This is a genomic window from Bacteroides sp. BFG-606, from assembly GCF_024788145.1.
GTDB classification, from domain to species: domain Bacteria; phylum Bacteroidota; class Bacteroidia; order Bacteroidales; family Bacteroidaceae; genus Bacteroides; species Bacteroides vicugnae.
Map to the genome: position 1 here is coordinate 6,168,777 of NZ_JANUIL010000001.1, position 18,669 is coordinate 6,187,445.

Annotated in this window: 15 protein-coding genes, 1 pseudogene and 1 riboswitch; of the genes and pseudogenes, 4 read left to right on the forward strand and 12 right to left on the reverse strand. The window is 48.8% G+C overall.

The genetic code is table 11. The annotated features are described in order from the left end of the window. Nucleotides 1–33: 33 nt before the first annotated feature. Genes NXV01_RS23830 through NXV01_RS23840 form a run of 3 tightly spaced genes read right to left on the reverse strand, consistent with a single transcriptional unit; the run spans nucleotide 34 to nucleotide 4,968 of the window. A complete protein-coding gene (locus NXV01_RS23830; RefSeq protein ID WP_007482766.1) occupies nucleotides 34–2,088 on the reverse strand; it encodes a DUF4971 domain-containing protein in 2,055 nt (684 codons plus the stop codon). 8 nt (nucleotides 2,089–2,096) lie between these two features. After that, nucleotides 2,097–3,998 (reverse strand): PKD-like domain-containing protein, encoded by a 1,902-nt coding sequence (locus tag NXV01_RS23835; protein WP_007482764.1) that lies wholly within the window; start codon nucleotides 3,996–3,998, stop codon nucleotides 2,097–2,099. Nucleotide 3,999: 1 nt separating this feature from the next. After that, nucleotides 4,000–4,968 (reverse strand): DUF4465 domain-containing protein, encoded by a 969-nt coding sequence (locus NXV01_RS23840; protein WP_004320565.1) that lies wholly within the window; start codon nucleotides 4,966–4,968, stop codon nucleotides 4,000–4,002. Between the two features lie 156 nt (nucleotides 4,969–5,124). Beyond that, a riboswitch (cobalamin riboswitch) is annotated at nucleotides 5,125–5,317 on the reverse strand. A 515-nt stretch (nucleotides 5,318–5,832) separates the two neighbouring features. Between NXV01_RS23840 and NXV01_RS23845 the strand changes: the two are divergent. The 4 genes and pseudogenes from NXV01_RS23845 to NXV01_RS23860 all read left to right on the forward strand — a co-directional run bounded on the left by NXV01_RS23845 (nucleotide 5,833) and on the right by NXV01_RS23860 (nucleotide 7,848). Continuing rightward, nucleotides 5,833–6,314 (forward strand): annotated as a pseudogene (locus tag NXV01_RS23845) (hypothetical protein). A gap of 426 nt (nucleotides 6,315–6,740) precedes the next feature. Beyond that, the gene (locus tag NXV01_RS23850) at nucleotides 6,741–7,208 is read left to right on the forward strand and encodes a hypothetical protein (protein WP_004320562.1); all 468 of its coding nucleotides are present in this window, start codon (nucleotides 6,741–6,743) and stop codon (nucleotides 7,206–7,208) included. Next, nucleotides 7,205–7,459 (forward strand): hypothetical protein, encoded by a 255-nt coding sequence (locus NXV01_RS23855; protein ID WP_004320560.1) that lies wholly within the window; start codon nucleotides 7,205–7,207, stop codon nucleotides 7,457–7,459. Before NXV01_RS23850 ends, NXV01_RS23855 begins: the two co-directional genes overlap by 4 nt. Nucleotides 7,460–7,473: 14 nt before the next feature. Beyond that, complete coding sequence (locus tag NXV01_RS23860; RefSeq protein ID WP_004320558.1) at nucleotides 7,474–7,848, forward strand: hypothetical protein; 375 nt, start codon at nucleotides 7,474–7,476, stop codon at nucleotides 7,846–7,848. Between the two features lie 52 nt (nucleotides 7,849–7,900). On the opposite strand, the gene NXV01_RS23865 is transcribed toward NXV01_RS23860, so the two are convergent. From NXV01_RS23865 to NXV01_RS23905, 9 genes are all read right to left on the reverse strand, one after another. After that, nucleotides 7,901–9,589, reverse strand: a complete 1,689-nt coding sequence (locus NXV01_RS23865; protein ID WP_005680013.1) for a zincin-like metallopeptidase domain-containing protein — start codon at nucleotides 9,587–9,589, stop codon at nucleotides 7,901–7,903. Nucleotides 9,590–9,594: 5 nt separating this feature from the next. Further along, nucleotides 9,595–10,203 (reverse strand): hypothetical protein, encoded by a 609-nt coding sequence (locus NXV01_RS23870; RefSeq protein WP_004320554.1) that lies wholly within the window; start codon nucleotides 10,201–10,203, stop codon nucleotides 9,595–9,597. Nucleotides 10,204–10,475: 272 nt separating this feature from the next. Continuing rightward, on the reverse strand, nucleotides 10,476–12,032 hold the full coding sequence (locus NXV01_RS23875; RefSeq protein WP_004320549.1) for a glucosaminidase domain-containing protein: 1,557 nt from the start codon (nucleotides 12,030–12,032) through the stop codon (nucleotides 10,476–10,478). Nucleotides 12,033–12,044: 12 nt separating this feature from the next. Further along, nucleotides 12,045–14,306, reverse strand: a complete 2,262-nt coding sequence (locus NXV01_RS23880; RefSeq protein ID WP_004320548.1) for a zincin-like metallopeptidase domain-containing protein — start codon at nucleotides 14,304–14,306, stop codon at nucleotides 12,045–12,047. A 27-nt stretch (nucleotides 14,307–14,333) separates the two neighbouring features. Continuing rightward, nucleotides 14,334–16,133 carry a hypothetical protein gene (locus NXV01_RS23885; RefSeq protein WP_004320545.1) on the reverse strand — a complete coding sequence of 600 codons (1,800 nt, stop codon included), beginning with the start codon at nucleotides 16,131–16,133 and terminating at the stop codon, nucleotides 14,334–14,336. Between the two features lie 8 nt (nucleotides 16,134–16,141). Further along, nucleotides 16,142–16,423: a hypothetical protein gene (locus NXV01_RS23890; RefSeq protein WP_004301295.1), complete on the reverse strand. Its 282-nt coding sequence runs from the start codon at nucleotides 16,421–16,423 to the stop codon at nucleotides 16,142–16,144. A 23-nt stretch (nucleotides 16,424–16,446) separates the two neighbouring features. Beyond that, entirely contained in the window at nucleotides 16,447–17,277 is an 831-nt protein-coding gene (locus tag NXV01_RS23895; protein WP_004320543.1) for a M23 family metallopeptidase, read from the reverse strand. Between the two features lie 25 nt (nucleotides 17,278–17,302). After that, nucleotides 17,303–17,968: a hypothetical protein gene (locus NXV01_RS23900; RefSeq protein WP_004320541.1), complete on the reverse strand. Its 666-nt coding sequence runs from the start codon at nucleotides 17,966–17,968 to the stop codon at nucleotides 17,303–17,305. Between the two features lie 13 nt (nucleotides 17,969–17,981). Beyond that, nucleotides 17,982–18,665, reverse strand: a complete 684-nt coding sequence (locus NXV01_RS23905; protein ID WP_004320540.1) for a hypothetical protein — start codon at nucleotides 18,663–18,665, stop codon at nucleotides 17,982–17,984. Between the last annotated feature and the right edge of the window lie 4 nt (nucleotides 18,666–18,669).

Consider the following 18,669-nt stretch of genomic DNA (forward strand, 5'->3'; position numbering starts at 1 on the left):
CGAGGATTGGCAGAAAATTTATTGTTTCGTTATCTATTCGGCAAGCTTGTACTTCCCGTCTTTCATCTCTTGGAAAGTGGGGTTGTAACCACATTCTTTGACAGACCATTGAGATTCTCCTGTTAGAACATTGTTTTCAAACAGGTATTTGAAAGAACTGAAATCAGTAACATCTCCTTGCCCGCTTATACTAATCCCTTTTACTGATTTGAGACCTGAAAAATCAATGGACAAAATACCATTAGAACCAAAATCAGAATACGGGCATGTTATTGAAAGATTTTCGGATATTGATTCTACGTTAGGATAAGATACTTTATCTACTTCCATACCAAACATAAAAGAAGATGTTGCAATATCAAACTTCCCATTTATCGTTTTTAATTTGGGACATAGAATATTAGTAGCCTCAATCTCAAACTTAATTTGTTCATCAGCTCCATCCGTTCCAATGCTTTCCAGATTGGTAAACTCAATATCATTCTTAAGATCAGTAGTCGTAACTGAACATGAACCGAGAATCTTTTTCAATGACGGGAATGCAATATTATTGGCATTTGAATTACTTTCTAAGGTTAAGGTCCCTCCAATTTCCTGCAATTTAGGAAATTCGATTTCCGCCGCCGTATTAACACTTCCCGAATTCAATGCAATAGTCATATCTCCTGCCACACGAATAAATGGCATGACAAATTCTTTTACATAAGAATAATCTTTGCATTGGAAGTCACCCTGTATATTTGAGATTCCTTCCAACGTAAATTCTGTCAATCGACAGGATTTAGGAAGTAGAAGAAGGCTACCGTTAAATGTTTCCGGTCCTACTATTTTATTTAGTCGGGCACATTGTAGGGTAAGTGTATTTCCGTTAAAATTTATCTGGGACAAATCCAGCTCTTCTATGAGCAGATTACTTAATGTCATATCACCGAGTACATCTTTCAAAGAAGCTATATTGAGTTTATTGACTTTATTCGCATCCACACTGGTCTCTCCGCAGGAAATAAGACCGGGAAGTTCAACAATGGAAATCTCTTTGCAATTTTTTATAGTCAGTCCTCCAACCGAATGTAATTCGGTCATTGCAAGACTTCCGATGGAGGACATATCGGAGAATGAAGCAGTACCGACCACGCTTTCCAATGCCGGTAGATAAATTCCTTGCAGTTTGGGAAAATATTGGATTGTAAGTTCATTCCCGATCTGTTTTAGTGCTGAGAAAACAATGGCTTCGGTTGTCGCTGATTCTTTTTGCGCTACCGAACCTTTGACAATTAAGGAAGCTCCGACAGATTCAACGGCATTTGCATCCAAATCAAGTAAAGCATCGGAAGTTATATACATATCCTCACCAATGAACTCGACTTTGGGTATAGATATTTTTTCAATGACAGAACTGTTAACGACAAAATCACCGGTCACTCCAAGCAAAGAGGGCAGATTAACCGTTTTGAGCATTATGTTTTTACTGGCAGAAGTTGTCGAACCTAATTTGAAACTTCCGAGTTGTTCCAGATTATCCAACCCGGTCAAATCCGTTCCTTTGTAAGACGGATTGATGACAAGGGAGTTACTGATTTGTTTCAGGTTGGCAAGTCCGTCCAGATTGGTGATTTCTTCTCCGTCTGCCGTTCCGATGGTCAGGCTGCCTTCGATTTTGTTTATTCCTGTCTTTGCAAAATTATCAACCTCGGCTTGCGTGGCAAGTACTACGCTGCCGCTCTGTTCGATGTCTGTATATTGATAAGTATAGGAATATACTTTGCTATCCTGCATTTTGGAGGTAACTACGAATTTCCATTCATTCTCCCAATCCTCTATGGTCGATGGATTCGGGTTAATAGAGGCTCCCTCGCAAAGGGCATACTCTACGGTAGCCCCTTTCAGACTGGTATTATAAGGTATCTCAACTGTAATCTTGTCCCCGACTATCATGGCTTGATAGGTAATGCCATCTACAGTTAGAGCAAACTCGGAGATGAAGTGATCCTTGCCGTCTATTCCGCTTACTTCAGGGTCGTCATCACTACATGCAGCAAGGCAGAGCGTAGCGAAACAGAATAGGATGAAATGATATATTTTGTTCATAATGAATTTTATTTGTCGTTATTGTTGTTTTCATCACAGAACTTGAAAACTTCCGTGGAATTTTCCCCTAACCATCCGGCTTTTACATTGACTCCGGTCTGCACCTTGATAAAGTCGATATGGGAAAGGTTTGCAGACGTGCCGTCGATATTGAGCGCATCGGAAATCTTAAAATAGTTTCCAAGTGCTCCCGCGTTAGGATTGTCTTTATTGGGCATATCATCACCAATATTATCGGCATATCCCCACCCGAACGGATTATTGGACCACATGCCTGTCGACGGGCTTTGTTCGGTACGTGCTTTCAGGCATGTGCCGTATAACGTATAGGAATCCTCTTCAATCCACAAAGGATAATAAAACTCTTGCGGGTGATAGTTGCCGAGACGGTCAATCGCCCCTTTATTTCCCTTGTTGTCTTGCCATTGGGTGTCCATGTTGGGACCGGGACGGAAATAAGTTACGGCATAGTCCTGAATGGTTTCGGGTTTTCCATATTCAGAACCCTTCAGTTCATACCATTCATCGTTGGGCAAGCCGTCTCCATTGACATCTTGCATTACCCATACAATGCCCGGTTCATTTGACGAATCAAAGGCATTTCCTTTGATGGAAAAATCATAACCGCCTTTGTTTTCGATACTGTGGTCGAATCCTACTACAATATATCCTCCCCAACCTCCGAGAGAAACATATTGTTCATTATCAAGACGTTTTTGTGCGTAAGCACAGGCTGCTTCGTGCGTGTTTTCCCCATTGAAACCTGCTGTATTCGTTTCGTTTACAAATTGTCCCGGAGCCGGAACAAATTCATATACTTTATTGCTGTAAATGGAATTTCCGGCAGCAAAAGGTCTTTTTCCGGCCGCTTCACAACATTTCACCGGAATATTGACACTGACTTCATCGACACCGGAGACCGAAATATTACGGGTGAGCACTGCTTTTGTATCTTGATTGTCGTATTTCACAGTAAAGGTAAGCGTGTGTTCTCCGGTTTTAGCGGGTTTGAAACCGTAAACCAAAGAATTGGCTCCCTCAATCGGTTGCCCGTCCAAACTCCATTGATAAGAAGGCTCGGCACTTATTGATACAAAGGGGCGGACAAACAAAGTACGTCCTAATTCTACGTATTTGGTATTATTCTCGGTAAAATATAAAGATGACGGAACTACGATTTCAATCGGAAGTTTATCGACAACCTCAATAGAAACTGTCTTCTTTGATTGTCCGTCTTCATTTGTTACGGTTAAGGTCAGTTCATAAGTTCCCAACTCATCTTGCTTGAATGTATAAGTATTTTCCGTTCCGACTTCGTTTCCGTTAAGAGTCCACAAATAAGTAGCTCCTTCTGCATTTTGAATGTCGGGTGTAAGGATATACTCACGTCCTGCGACAACTTTAAGCCCTATAGAGGGGGTTACCAATGAAATAACGGGCGGAGCCAATTCATTGACATCCACACGAATTTCTTCCTCTGTGCTGGCATCCCTCGTATCCACACGCAGGGTAACGTAATACGAACCGCATTCGTTGAAAATGTATTTCAATTGAGGCTCGTCGGAAATGATACGACCGTTGCATTTCCATGAATAAACGGCGTAATCGACATTCTGATAGGTCGGCTCAATAACGACCTCTTTTCCTATCTTTACAACGTAGATTCCGTCCTCGCTATCCAACTCAATGACAGGAGGCAATATCACGTCCTGCGATATTTCTTCGTCTTTGTTGCATGCAAATAGAAATATCGTCAAGGAGAATAAAAGCAAATTCTTCTTCATTATATTTATAATTTTAATGCTGAAATTCCCTTGAAGAAAGTATTTGATTCCAATCTCCATTGGGATATAATAAAAAGGGGCAAATACTTTGCACTTGCCGTTAAAAAGCATTTGCCCCAAATTCATGTTATTCGTTTACGGTTACATCAATATCGTCTATAGCAACGTAAGCAGGAGTGTTCAATCCGTATGCGCTTGAATCGCTTCCTTCGAAATTGATAGCTACAGTACATACGCTGTCACCTAAACCGCTTAAATCCACTTGATTCCATCCGGTACGGATTTTATTGGTCAAACCTGATTCTGCATCTTTACTGGAATCGAAGTTTGCCAAATAGTATTCTACTTCCTTACCTGTAGGTTTACCCGTCGCATCCAACGCAACAAATACCACCTTAAACCATCCTTTTTGTGCCGACAAAGAGCCTTGTGTAAACGAGTTGCCATCCTTCATGACTAAGTAGGTATAAGTCGTATTACAAACCCATACGCTGTTGAATTTACCATATTTCGGTGTACCCTTGACAGGAGTGTTTGTGGTAACGACTCTGTAGCCGGTTGCATCGGTCAGGTAAATCTTCGCACATTTGTCATAGGTTGCTTGTGAATCATTGTATGAATCGCTATAACCGAAAGCTACAGCAAAATTTTTACCGCTATGACCGCCGTTGGGCCAGTACACGCTACATTGGTTTTGATAATCCCCCTGTGTCAGATTATGGAAATTAGAGATGGCAAAACCACCATTCCAAAATTCATATTCCCAAGGCTGTCCGCTTACCCATTCTTGTTCCAAATAGTTAATCGGGAACTGAATGTACGTACCGGTTTGCCCGATTTGAGTGATGTAGCCGGTCGTTACCTGCTTGCCGTTGGCCGTGGCAGAATAGAGATTGTTTCCATACTGGTCAGAAGCCATTACGCTGGAAGGTACGTTATCAAAATCGATAAGCGCATTGGTAGAACTTATCGCGCGGGTTTGAATCGCACTCTCCTCATACGGAGCAAGGAAGTCATCGTCGGATGAACATCCCGTGAACACTGCGGCGGCCATTGCTACAACAGCCATTGCCAAGAATCTAAAATTCTTTTTCATAACTTAATTATTAAAAGTTAAACAAAAAGTTTAAACACACATTCGTTTTTATTGCGACAGATTTGCAACGAATGAGAAATCGGTTATCAAAAAGAATATAGGTGCCTGTGGACGAGCCTCTGTTCATTTTAATCTAATGCCAATTATCCCGTGGTCACTAAATCTATCTCATCAAGCAGGTCTTCTGGCTCATCCCGCTTATCGCGCCTTCCCAGCTTTCACCAGTGGCAAAGAGTGCGATAAACTTTAATAGGACTTACAGCTGCGAGTACAGCTCCGGATTTTCACCGGGATTCCCTTTTAATTCCGTTCGACGCTTCGATTGGAAACTTGACTGGTGCAAAGTTAATGGTTATTTTTTAATCTTGTTTCTTTTTCTGTGATTTTTATTTCAAGAAAGGATTATTTTATGGCGCGAATTGTATTTTCATGTTAATCAAGCATTTATAACAACCACGAATAGTCTTTTCCCCTTATGAATAATAGCGTTTCTCAATTATGGTCTCTTTTCATCTCACGTCGGCAATTCTCTTCGGAGAGATTTTATATGCAAAGGTACAGCGTGCGTCTGGTCGTCAAGTATCGCTTTCACTAACGGTTCCCGGATATTCTTCACGGCAGCCTTCCACAAATCGAAGATTGACTTTCACTCCCCACCTCGTTGCAGGGCATAGTCGGACGAGCCTGACTGTGCTCTTACATTGGGCGGTTGGGTATTCCGTTTCATCCCGTACACTGTTTACTTGCCTTATCCGTCCTTTTCCCGCTGTCAGTCCTGCATAAAAATCATTCCCCGACGAGAAGCCAAAAGAGTTTCAAGAAAAGGAAAAAAAGAAAATATTTGACAATCTAAAATTTACAATTATGCACAGCAGGATTTTTCAAATTTCAACGGAGCCGATAGACAAAGAAAACTATCTGAATGAGGACACACTCCAGCAAGGAGACGGGAGCTTCTATGACTATTGTTCAGAAATAGACGAGGAAGACCGTAAAGAGGATATTGCCAATTTGGTCAATCATGCCTTGCCCAAAGGAATGTTCGAGCTTATATCCGATGACACCATGCGCTATAATGGTGGAATAGAGCAATGGAAAGAGGAGTATGTCGCCAATATCAAAAAAAGAGCGAATGCTCTTACGGCAGATAATATGTTGGAATGGGGTTCGACCTATTATCTCAAACAGGCAGTGGAAAATCCGTTGGATGTCGCCTATCATTTCTATTTGGATGGCGATGGCTGCAGTCTTTTGCCGAACAGTCCTTTACGTTTATGGAGTTTGTTTGTAGGCTTGAACCGGGAACGATACTCTACATCGGAGGAGTTGTTGATTACCACTTCTGATGTTTGTCCGAAACATTGGCAACCACCCGCCTCAAAAGTGGGTGGTTGCTCTCTTTTTTGCACAGGCTCCCCGGTTACTTTTATAAATATGCTCTGCAGAGCTTCCGCCACCGGTTTCACAGCCGGTATATTCCTGTTTTAAGGGTATAATCCCTTCACAGCCCCGACATACGCCGCAGGTCTGTTTTCGTGTGCAAAGGTACGGTGGACGAACATTGCCCAAGTACCGCTATCGCTACCTGAAATAAAATTTGACGACAACTTTCCGTAATCGGAGATGACGGTATTTCATAAAATTTCATTGCAGGTTCCTTGCTCATCGTTCTTGCATCCCCCCGTTTGTGACGCACATGAAAACAACCCCTTTGGGCGAAGTCAAAAGGCTTCAAGAAAAGGGAAATAAAAAAAACAATAAATCAAAAGACAATGAGCAAGTACGATTTCATCAAGCAAGGCAACCTCCTTTTTTGGCACACTGCCGATAATGATATAGAATGTCGAATTATCTCAACTCCCGAAAAAGTGGATAGTGACAGCATCATCTTAATCTCAACAAGCTCTTCCGAGACAGAGGTTTTGGCATCGGAGTTATTACCTATTGGCTCATCAAGAAGCCACAAAGAGGAGTTTATGCGCTGGAAGAAAGAGCGTGAAGCCGAGGGCATGGAGTTTTTCAGCCGGTTGTCCGAAGTCATGGAAACAGACAGTGATTTGGCTGTAGGCGATATGGTGGCGTTTACAAACGACTACGGGGTGGTATTTGGTCCCAAAGAAGTATTAGCTTTCAGAAAACCTTGGAATGGCTATAGATGCGTATATATCGACAGTGATGCTTATTGGTTTCCAGACCGTCCCGAACAACTCACCATACTCAGCAAAGGAGGTACAGAATGACAACAAACGACATACTCAAACGACTTTGCGGCAATATTGCCGCAGGTCGTTTCAACTGGCGAAAATACTGCACGCCGCAATCTTACTTCGGTTGGGAGATTTGCGTTACCCCTCTGCATTGCTCTTACGGACAGATAGGCTACACCGTTCATTTCCCTTATACCAATATACCGGAAGTGGAATACGATTGGGAAATGGGCAAACTGACCATTGACGGCGAGAAATGGAAAAGTTATTTGCGGAACGAATAATAATAAATATCAATATGGCACAGAATTTTTATACCAAATGGCAGGACGCTATACTTGCAGATGCAGGAGACTATGTTTCAAAAGAGTACCGCAGTTTCCAGACAGCATTGGTGCGTGAGATTTCCAAATATGCCGCAGCCGTTGGTGCAAAGGTGGCTTCCAATTCAAAAGGGCATTATGACACCTCCTGCTTCATTGAGCGCAACGGCAAGTTCGTTTACATCAGCCACTCTTCCGGTCTGTCACGAATGGGCAGCGGCGTAAGAATTGAACTCGATTCGTTTCTGATACGGACAGCTCAAAATGGAAAGGACTACCGAGGGGGATGTAACCAGTATTGCGACATAGCAAATTTACAGTCTATGATAGACGGTTTGTTGGGGAAATAAACTGCAAAAAAGATGCGGAGCCAACCAGTTCCGCATCTTTTTCTTTCCATCCTTACCGGCGCATACCGCTGCCGTATTCTGCCTCTTGTAGTTCTGCCCGATACTCTTCCAGCTCGTTCAGCTTCTCGTTCACGGCTTGCAGATTGGCATCCAGCCCGACATTGTGGTCGTAAGGGAAACGATGCTGCGCGACCAGCCCGGCATTGGTGGGTTGCCCGACATCAAGCGTATCGGATTCCTTGTTATATTCGACATATAGCACTTCACCGTTCGGCATCTCGAAGGCCGGAATCTTTTGATACGCCAAAGCGGAGAACTGTTCCGCCGCCATCTCCCTGGCAACCCCTTTTATTGTATCTCCGGCGATATCGACACCGTAACGCCGGATATGGTCTCGGATTTCCTGCTCCGTGAATTTCAACATCACCTCGTAGGTTCCCCCGACACTCCCGTTGTACACGACAGCGAAATTCTCATCCTCGGCAATAAGGCTGTCACCCTTGTTGTTCGTGGCCGATAAATAAGTATGCTGTTCGTTGATGCCATTGCCGTCGTAATACTCCTTGGCAAGCGTCAGCAATCCCTCGTAATCGCCTTTCTCCCGAAGTTCGTCAAGCTGCCTCGTGTCATCCGAAAATTGGAGATACGCAACAGAAGAATAAAATGTATTCTCCTTTGCTGCCGCTCCGTTTTCCTGCTTCTCGCCGACATTTTGTTCCAGTTCTTGCGCTATCTTATCCACCTTCTGGGTAATCATCGAGGTTGCCCTTTTCACGTCCAGAAGCGTTGTCTTGATGAACTGTGGCGATTCCTTCAGCTCATCAAGCCAACCTTTAAGATACGCGCAACTGTCCTCCTTGATATGCTTGGTCATGCCGTAACGCTGTGCGACCAGTGCGCTGCCTAACTCTGCCACCAGTTCCTCACGGGCATATTCAGGAGAACCGAAAGTAGTCGGCTTGAACCTGTCAAGTACGTTTTCCGCTCCGGTGGAGTGCGTCATCTCGTGGAACAGTGTCCCGTAGAACGATTCTCCCGATTTGAACTGCTCCTTTTCGGGTACGATGATTTCGTTCTTCGTGATGGAATAGTAGGCGTCATTCTGATATTTCGGCGTAATCGGACAAATCCACAGGTTATCCCTTATCATCGTATCGACTGGGGCAAAACTGAAATGCTCGCCCTCCTCGATTGCCGGACGCGAATTTTCTCGCTCCAGTTTTTGCCACAGCTCCGGTCTCGCTTCCTGCAAGTTAGTTTGCGCGACATTGAAGACCCGGAACACCTGCATCTTCGGATAGACATTGTATTGTTCCTTTTCGTCATCGGAGAGTTTCTTGTAATCGTCATACTTGATTTTCTCCTTAGTCTCCTTATGGATACAAGTGAACGTGGTGAGCATGACCGGAAAGGATTTTTCACCACGAAGCACGGAGACACGCGGCAGTTCCTCTCCATCCTTTCCGGGCTTATTGAGCTTCTGAACACAATCGAACGTGCAGAAACGGGGAATCTTGTACCCTTCTTTCTCGCAGTGCAAAAGCAGCATAAAAGCATTCATCCCGTTGTACTCGCGCCCGTGAAGGTTGCGGGGCCACTGTAGCGTACCCTCCGTAAACCAAGGCTTTTTCCAGTCCTTTTGAATGCCCTCGATTTTCTCGATCATCATTTCGGCGAACAGGTCAAGAGCCTTGTCCTCGCTGTTCGGTCCGTCGGCATTCTTCTTTCTGTAACCGGCCATAACCCTTATTGATTATAGTTAGACGAATCCGCCACATATTGCGTCAGTTCCTCCATCTTGCAGGAAAGGTTGATTTTCCCGTTGTGTGCCGACAGGTTCATTTCACCTTTGGCATCCACCTTTACACCCGGCTGCAACCACGCTTCGCGCTCCTTACCGAAACAGAAGAAGCGCACCCACTGGTACTCGAAGCCGTCATCGACCTTCTCTGCGCTAAACGCCGAGAACACCGTATAAGGCTGGTCTTTCTTATCCCTTTTTTCCTCGATGTTCTGGCCGACCTTACCACGAAACACCAGCTCGCCCTTGACGCAATCCGCATCATCCGTAGCGGCATTGCAGATTTCATCGGCGAACAGGTTGAAATATAGCTTGTCGCCCCGGCGTTTGAGATACATCGTACCCCTCACTTCTACACGGGAGCCGTTCCGATAACCGGCGGCTTCCTCCTGACAGCCCTCCTTGCGGACATCCACCTCGATAGTGTGCCCGCCACCCGTCGCCGGAATCTGTACCCGGAGCGGAAACACCAGAAATTCTTTCTCTTCTTTATTCTTGCGAACCGACGCATCGCGGCCGATAACGCCGCATACCGTAACATTACATTTAATCATCTGTTTTTTGTCTTTAATGATACATGGATCATCCGGACAAGTGATACATGGGTTGATTGATGTTGAACTGTTGTAGAGTGCGGTCAGTCGGGTGCGCGTATCATCGCCCAGACCATCCATCCGGCGATGGCTAATTGCACGCCCACGACAACGAGCGTCCCGATCCATCCCAACAGCAGGTAGCAGAACCGGAGGTGCAACGCAAGGAGGGAAACTCCCGCCAGACACTTGCATAGCTGTATCATCACGCATTTTATCATATCGCCATGCCTTTATCTTCGCAGGTTTTCCGTTTGTCCCTGTTGCCGGGTCATCCCCTGCTCAAAATTCTGTGAGGCCGCTTCCGACAGGATAACCGTATTCAGCATACCGGTTACACGCATCTGTTTGGCCTCTTCCGTGAGTGTACCGTTGTTCAACGTGGCAGACAACCGGTTCAGCTCGGAAGCGGTCAGCTCCCGCGAGACATGCAGTTCCCCGTTGTCCGCTTTCAGAATGGCCTTGCCGTTCTCGCCGATAGTCAGGTCGCAGTTCTTCATATTCGGCAACAACGGCTTCAGGTCGATGGTACGAAGATCCATCGCGGCGGATATCGCCGTCTTCTGTTCCTCTTCCTCCCGGTTATCAATCTGTGTGGCTAAAAGCATCAGGGAGGCGAAAGCGGTCATCGCCATCTCCACAATCGGGTCGTTGCATCCCGATATTCCCACACCGCTATCCTCCGACGAAAGGAGTTTTTTCATCCATCCGTCTGGCGAAAGGTTCTTTTCAGGCACGGTATCTTCCGCCGCCTTGTATTTGACGAGCAGGTCATTTCCGTTGTGCAGCATTTGCAATTTGATATGTCCTTTCTGTGCGATTTCAGCCAGATACGCCGCAGGGTCTATATCCCGTTTCGTCCCGTCGGCATAGATATTCTTCACACCGAAATGCAGATGTTCCCCGGTCGTCCGTGTCCCCGTATTGCCCGATGTGCCAAGCCGTCCGCCTGCCTGTACCGTATCGCCGACCTTGACGGAAATCTCCTTGAGGTGCATATAGGTACATTGTACCTTGCTGCCGTCCGTCCGAGCATATTCCACCGTCAGCGACTTGCCGCCGGGTGTATTCTTGTTCTGGTTTACCGCCACGACCTTGCCGCCGCTCTCCGTAGCCAGTACCGCGTCGGCTTTGCAACGGATATCCACGCCCTTGTGCATCTGTTGCTTTGTGCTGTCCAACGGGTCTTGCCGTGTTCCGAACGGAGAGGTAATGAACAGAAATTCCTCCCGTTCCACCGGGAACGAATACCCCGTTCCATGTTCCGCACTCTCGGAAGTCTGGAGCGGATTGTGTTCCACCCCGAACTGCCGGCCTTGTGCCGTCATCTCCTGCATCACCTGTCTGTCATACTTCTGCAAGCCGTTCTGCTCAATGATTTTCTGCAGGTTCTCGGCATACTTGCCGCCTGTGGCGTAACCGGCTTTCTCAATGCTTTGTGCCCAGCCCTTGTAATCGTCCGGGGAGAGTTTGAAGCAACCGGCATAGCGGCTGTTCTCCTTCAAAAAGCGGGAATGATGCTCGTATGAATCACCCACGCTGTCATAGCTGCAGAACTTTTCATTCGGCTTATCATCGGTGTAGATTCCGTATTTGCCGCCTTCGGCAATCCACGAGGAAGTTGCCTTGATGCCGAAATGGTTGTTCTCGTTCCTTGCCAGACGGCTCTGTCCGTTGCTGCTTTCCAGTATGCCTTGCGCCAATGTGACGGAAGCCGGGATGCCATACCTTCGCATCTGTGCCATCGCATAATCTGCGTATTGCAGTGCATATTCCTGATTCTTGGTCATAATCGTCACTCCTTATCTATGAATACCCCTATGTGTTTCCTGCTCGTCCTGCCGTTTATCCTGTAGCTCTATCTCACTGATGGCGACACGCTCACCAGCACGGACAAGTTTGGGCAGATAGCTGTCCAGTTGCGTCCTTGGGAACTCTGCGAAAGCCGAAAATCCACGTTCCGGATATTTCTTCATCGTAATCCCCAATATATCAGCTCCCTTTGCCGCATCCTCATTATAAAGCCGATAGACTTCTCCTGCACGAATCAGATACAGGGCGTCGGGATGCTTTTCCTTGAGGTTGTCCCAAAACTGCCGTTTCGGAGACATATTTTCATCATTCGTCTCTTCCGACCGATTTTCCGCCACCACCTCATTCTGTTGCCGTACCTGCTCTTCCGCTTTCTGTTCCCCGACGGATTGTCCCTTTTGCAGCACATCGGCAAACAGCGTAGCCGCCAAATGCCGCTTGTAGCCGTCACGGTCTTCCGCCACCCACATCCGTTGCCACTGCTGTGGAGTGACGCTGCGGGGCTGCAGCTTTTGTCCGTCGATGGTTGCCACACACTGGATTCCATCCTGCCTGGTCTTGAAGATGGCAACACGCTGAATACGGTTCAGGTCAATCTCCGGCGTATCGCTGCCGAACAAATCCACTTTCAGGTCGGGTTTGACCTCCGCCAGTGCATAATACTTGTGCGCCAGCTCCATCCGTACCTTGTCGATGTTGTCCATCGCCTGCTTGAGCGTGGAGAAAAAACGGTTCACATCCTCCTTGTCGGGATAGACGCTGTACCCCTCCTTGTTTTCCGGCTTGATATAGAGTGCCCAACGGTTCTTGTCATCCTGAATCATCTGCACGGCATCGAACCCGACCTCATTCGCCCGTCTGACAGCTTCCGACACGTCCAGCGTGGAGAGCTTTTCCAACGTGTAGTTCCTTAACCGGGCCAGTGTCACCATTTTTTCATTGAAATAGCTGTCATCGGGTCTGTAACCCAATGCACCGTCAGTATTATAGAAACGCACCTGCTCGATACCCTCTTTCTGCAATGCCCGTTCGATACGCCCCTTGTTCATGCCGGGAATCTCGTTGTTCGCCTCGGTCGAAGCTCCTGCCGGCAAAATGACATCCGCCGATTTCGCCTCCCGGTCGATGACGAGGACGATGCTTTTCGCCGCCTTGTCCGGGTGCTGGCGGATTTCATTCGCCACAAAGTAATGCTTGGGCATCTGTTCCTGCATGGTCGTGGTCTGCCGTCTGTTTCGCAGGGTGGCGTACTCAATTTTCTCGCCCCGTTCCGCTTTTCGGATAACATCAAGCGCATTGTTCACGTCGCTTTCGAGAGCGTCCATTATACACGGGTTTTCCTTGAACTCCCGACACCAGTAATCCACCGTCTTCAGGCTTGCATCGGACAAACGCGCGGGCAGTCCCAGTTCCAACATCTTGATACCCGAAGCCAGTTCCACAACCAACCTTTCATATTTTACCGCATCCTCTGACGGAGCCACACCATTCTTCATGACCATGCCTTCACGGGCAAGTCGTTGTTGATGTCCTGTGGCACTCACGATCTGCCGCAAGGCTTCCTGCACATAATCGTGGTAATGCTCAAAATCCTTTTGGCGCGGCATATAGACCGCATCTTTGTCCGTCTCGTAATGAGGAACTCCGCTACCGTCCGAGCGCACGGGAACGAGGTTGTCCCGCATCTTCAATAGAAAGTCGTTGAACCGAGTGCGCAACCTGCGGTTGTCCGCCTCGGCATATCCTCTTTCCTGAACACTGCCGTCCTGCTTTACCGCATCCTCGTAAGCCGGCTTGTCCACGTAGGGCAACGTCGTCTGGTCGATATTGAAAAGCGTGCGGATTTCTCGGTTGTGGACACCCTTGAACTGTGCCTTCTGCTCTTCGTCCAATTGGAGATAGGCGGTACGGTCGATGGTTTCATTCGGATTGTTCCGGTTGACATACTTGTTCCAGTTATAGAACAGGAACGGTACGCCCTGCTCATGCTCCCGTACCGCAGCCCCCCGTGCCTTGGTTTCACTGTAAAGCGTGAACAGGTTGGTCTTGCATCCGTTATTGTCCGAATGCAAGGCCATAAAGAGGGCATTGAACGGGCTGGCCGAGACCCCTTGCGGATAGAGCCGGGGAAATCCCTTGCCCGATACGTTGAGCCAATGGCCGCCGGCGTTCGATGCCCCGCCCAGTGCGGCAGACAGCAGTTCCGTCTGCTTTTCTTCGGCTTTTTTTTCGATTTGCGACTTTTCTTTCATATCATCATGCTTTTATTGTTCATGGATTTATTGGATGCCCCGTGTGCGCACAATCGTCTCCCGCTGTCCGTCGTCGTAATTCTGCGAGGCAATATGGCGCAACTGGTCGCTCTTGGCAAGCACGGCGTTCGCCAGCGTGTTCAGCGGCAATGCCCCTGCACGGTAAGCCTCCGCGACGGTCGGCGTGAGCTGGATGGTACAAGGCACACGGTCTATCGTGGCGATGAGCGTGCTGCCTTGCAGTACAGGGTTTACGATACGGGAATTGAGCGGTTCGTCGGGATAACGGCGGTACTGGTTTTCCGTATGCACGTCGGCGGACGGCATGGGACGCCCCAACGCCTCGTGTCCAGCCTTGTTCAGCAAGTTCGCGCCGCCCAGACCGACAAGGAGCATCTTCAGCAGCGGGTTACGCACGAACAGACCGGCCACAATACTCGCTATCGGCAACAGGTTGTCCCCAAAGCGCAACGATTGCGTCTTGCCGGTAAAAGCTCCCAGCAGGATGTCGGGCAGCATGGCCATGACATATCCGAGGTTGCCCGTGATATCGCCCAATCCCTCTAATCCCAATGTACCGAGCAATCCGCTCCATCCGTTCGTGTTGGTCTGCACAGCCTCTCTCTCTTGCTTTTCTTCCTCATGTGGAATAACCACCTGCCGTTCCTCTTTCTCCACTTTTTCCCTCTGTTCCATTTCCGGCTGTGTTGATTCCTTTGTGGATTTTACAGCCGTTGCATTCTTATATTTCTCCAAATGCTTCAAATAGGCTTCTTCCTGTCCGGGAGCGACGATGAGCGGCACATCCTTGTACCGTTCGGCACGTTCATTTTTCTTTTCAGGGTGTCCGGGCTTTTCGGACATTTGGAAAGGGGTAAACTTTGGTGTCTGCATCCACTCCAAAAAATTAAAGTTCATCACAGGTATTTTTTTCTTCAACTGCTCGTTGGCCGCCACAATAAGCGCACTATCACCCGTCTGTACTGTTGCAGCCTCCTTACGGAAGTCCGTAAACACGTTCCGTTCGCTACCGAACACACCTTTGCTGATACATTGCTCCACAGAGAGCTTGGGCGACTTTTCAGGCTCGAAGCGTGAGGCGACTGCCGAGATAGCCACGTCCGCCCCGACAAACTTTGCCAATGTCGCCCACGAACCTGCGCCACCCATCATGACGGCATCCGCCGTTGCGCCCAATACCCGACCCGCACCTTTTTCCCATCCTTTCGGACGGTAGGCCGCTTCGCCCCGTGCCTCGATTTCCTCAGCAAGCGGCGAGCGGTTCAAGGTCTGCGAAAGTCCGAGCAAGCTTGATTCTGCGGCTTTGCGGATGATGTAGTCGGCTGACGATTTCGGCATTCGCTCCTTGACCAGCCGGTCGATCATCAGTTCCTCTACCCGGTAGTCCATATAGGCGTAGGCAAGGTCACCGCCCAATTGTTCCGACAGTTCGTTGTACCGTTCACGCCCGATTTCCCGCACGACGGTATCGCGCCATTGCCCGGCCATGTATGCGAGGTCTTGCTGTATCTCCTTGGAGCCGGTAATCTCCGCCTTGCACATTCCGATGTAGTCCTCCGTCGTCTTCGAGTTCCATTCGCCCGTAACCTTGAGTACCTGGTACGGGTCGCCCATCGGCTGTGCCGCAGACGCCATTGCGCTGAGTATGCCGCCCAATGAGGTGGAATACTCCCTCATTTCCTCGCCCTGCTTCTTCGTGAGGAAAGCCTGCGTTTTCGACATGACGGGAGCGAGATGGCAATGGAAATAATCGCTCACAAGACGTTCTATTTCCGCGAATTGCCGGCTATGTCTGATTCCATCCATGTTGTGTATTATATATTTATCTGTTTCAATAGCTGTTCTTTCGTCTGCTCGATGGCGTTGTGGTAAACCTCCATCTGCCGGGGAAAGAACTCTTCCAGCCATGCGTCCTTTTCGATGTTGTCCTGCATGAACCGTATCGCCTGCTCCCGTTCGATTTCGACGGATGTCTCGCCCTCTTCCCGATTGTTGAACCATGCCTTGGTCCACCAGCGCACACCCGCCCGGTCGGGATAGACCGTGACAAGCCTCGGTATGTCGAAGCTCTGTATGTCGATGTCCAGTTCCGCCAACGGGTCTATGATGCCGCCATAGGTCAGGGCTTCGTCATGGAGTTTTTTTTTATGTCGCTGCTCGCAGTGGAGAGGTACACATCATGCCGCAGGGCGAGGTAATGCAGGAAATCCGCAATAAGGAGGTTCTGCACCTTGCAGGCCAGCGGCATGGCCTTGTGTCCCAGTCCGAGCGGATTGGCCATGCTCGGCATATTCTCGTAGAAATACTCCTTCATCGCGCCCACCGTGAAGATGTGGCGTAGCGACTGCTCCGTATTCCGGGGCAAGGTGTATGCTCCATGCCGCAAATCCTCCATATAGTGCGGCAGGAAGTGCAGCATCAGTTCCTCTATCTCCCTTTTGTCCCGTTCATAATCGGTTTTCAGTTCCATCTCCAAGCCGGATAAATAGTCTGTCTCGTGTCCGCCGGCCTGACGCATTGCCTGTATGTTCCCGTACAGCATCGTCAGGAACTCCAGCGGGTTCAGTTCCTCGCCCTTGAAGCGGACGGTCATGTGCAGTTTGTCACCGCTCAAAGCTACCGTCTGTCCGGCCTTTACACGCTGTCCGAATTGAGCGAAGACATTGGACAGATTTCCGTATGTCACCTCATACTCCCCGTAGCGGATGGTCTGGCAGATGCCGTGTCCGGAATCGTTGCCCACGCCCGACACAATGCCGCTGGCGAGGGCAGAAAGCATATAGCACCGCACGTTGAAGTCAATGCCGTGATGAAAGAATTTCTCGCCCGTCGCCGGGTCGGTCTGTTCGCCGTAGCCGAGCGACAGCTCCACGTCTTTGCCCTGCTGTTCCTCGAAAGGCATACAATAACCGCTATCGGATTGCAGGATCATTTCTTCTGTATATTTCATGCTGTTTACCTATTGATTCATATCCCTATCTTCTCATCCCTCCGCCATGCGTCTGTTCCTCTGCCGGAAGTTCGGGCGTCCGGGTGCGCTGCACGTTTTCTGTCTCCGGCGTTCGGAAGACACCCGCATTGTTGCCGATGAGCATCATGCCGAGGAATGCGCCGGCAATCTTGCCCAGCCAGCCGAAGCGTCCGAATATGAGGAACGCCGCCGCAACCAGCCCGGCAATACTCAGCCCCGACACGTTGCCGCTGCCGAGGTTACGGAAAAAGTTGCCGAACATATCAAGGCCTCCGCCACCGGAGGCTTGGCGCAAAAAGTTCGACACACCGTTCAGCTTGTTGTCGATGCCGGTTACCGCACCGCTGACCGAACTGACGGCTTCCCCGGCCTTGCCCGTCAGTTCACGCACTCCGTCCGCCGTCTCCGCGAGGGTATTCGTTGCCGGTTCGCCGATGACCGCATCGCTCACGATACGCACCACGCTTTTGTCGGTGGTCAGCTTCTCCCAGCCCACATAACCGACCGCACCGCCGATGGTCGCCGTCTTGACGGCCTGACCCGCGCCACGCAAGGTCTGCGAAGGGTGCAGCACTGCCTTACCCATACTTTTGCCGGTAGTCGCTGTAGCCGTACCGACACCTTTCATGGCCTTGCCGCCATATTTCAATAGTGTACTCCAAACGCCCATACGTTGTCTGTTTTTAAGGTCTTACATTTCTTCCTATCTGCCGCCAGCGTCTTTTGGCGGCTTCCACGATATCCCGTTTGTCGGCTGCCGGGCGTGCCCCCTCGTCGATTTCACGCCAGATGTCGCCCATCGTCGTGTATTTCACCGCCTTGGTCAGCCGTTGCAGTTTCTTGTTCATCATCTTGAGCTTCGGACGGATGCCAAATACGATTTCCATGCGCTCCTTCTCCGTCATTTTGTTGTCTGACAGGCACGCCATGCGGATGTCATTCACAATCTCCACGCTGTTCATAATCAGTTCCCGGTAAATGCGGTTCCGTTGCGTGGAGAGAGCAACGGCCAGCGCGTTGGGACTATTGCGGCTTACCTGTCTGGTAAAGTCTCCCATATTGTCCGTCAGCCTTGATATTTCGTGGTAAAAACCGTATATCTGCGCTGCGTAGCAGATTATCGACCGGAAAGAGTCCAAATAGTTGTTGAACTCCCGTTGCAGGTCGGTCGTGGCTTTCACTTCCTCTTTCGTCCACAGGTGTCCGGTGGTCTGTATCAGCATGACCTTCTCCTGGTTCTTCAGCTCCTTTTCCGCCTTGTCGGTATAGAGCAGGATCATCCCGGCAAGCACGGGGTCGTTCTGTGCCCGAACCTTGCCGATACCGATGCACAGCAATAAGATGCCTATCCAAATCGTCCGTTTCATCATT

Bases quoted from the DNA above. Each gene is read 5' to 3' on its own strand.
- NXV01_RS23905 (WP_004320540.1), bottom strand. From the start codon at position 18,665: ATGAAACGGACGATTTGGATAGGCATCTTATTGCTGTGCATCGGTATC.
- NXV01_RS23880 (WP_004320548.1), bottom strand. From the start codon at position 14,306: ATGAAAGAAAAGTCGCAAATCGAAAAAAAAGCCGAAGAAAAGCAGACG.
- NXV01_RS23865 (WP_005680013.1), bottom strand. From the start codon at position 9,589: ATGGCCGGTTACAGAAAGAAGAATGCCGACGGACCGAACAGCGAGGAC.
- NXV01_RS23885 (WP_004320545.1), bottom strand. From the start codon at position 16,133: ATGGATGGAATCAGACATAGCCGGCAATTCGCGGAAATAGAACGTCTT.
- NXV01_RS23850 (WP_004320562.1), top strand. From the start codon at position 6,741: ATGAGCAAGTACGATTTCATCAAGCAAGGCAACCTCCTTTTTTGGCAC.
- NXV01_RS23895 (WP_004320543.1), bottom strand. From the start codon at position 17,277: ATGAAATATACAGAAGAAATGATCCTGCAATCCGATAGCGGTTATTGT.
- NXV01_RS23900 (WP_004320541.1), bottom strand. From the start codon at position 17,968: ATGGGCGTTTGGAGTACACTATTGAAATATGGCGGCAAGGCCATGAAA.
- NXV01_RS23830 (WP_007482766.1), bottom strand. From the start codon at position 2,088: ATGAACAAAATATATCATTTCATCCTATTCTGTTTCGCTACGCTCTGC.
- NXV01_RS23835 (WP_007482764.1), bottom strand. From the start codon at position 3,998: ATGAATTTGGGGCAAATGCTTTTTAACGGCAAGTGCAAAGTATTTGCC.
- NXV01_RS23840 (WP_004320565.1), bottom strand. From the start codon at position 4,968: ATGAAAAAGAATTTTAGATTCTTGGCAATGGCTGTTGTAGCAATGGCC.
- NXV01_RS23875 (WP_004320549.1), bottom strand. From the start codon at position 12,032: ATGACCAAGAATCAGGAATATGCACTGCAATACGCAGATTATGCGATG.
- NXV01_RS23855 (WP_004320560.1), top strand. From the start codon at position 7,205: ATGACAACAAACGACATACTCAAACGACTTTGCGGCAATATTGCCGCA.
- NXV01_RS23860 (WP_004320558.1), top strand. From the start codon at position 7,474: ATGGCACAGAATTTTTATACCAAATGGCAGGACGCTATACTTGCAGAT.
- NXV01_RS23870 (WP_004320554.1), bottom strand. From the start codon at position 10,203: ATGATTAAATGTAATGTTACGGTATGCGGCGTTATCGGCCGCGATGCG.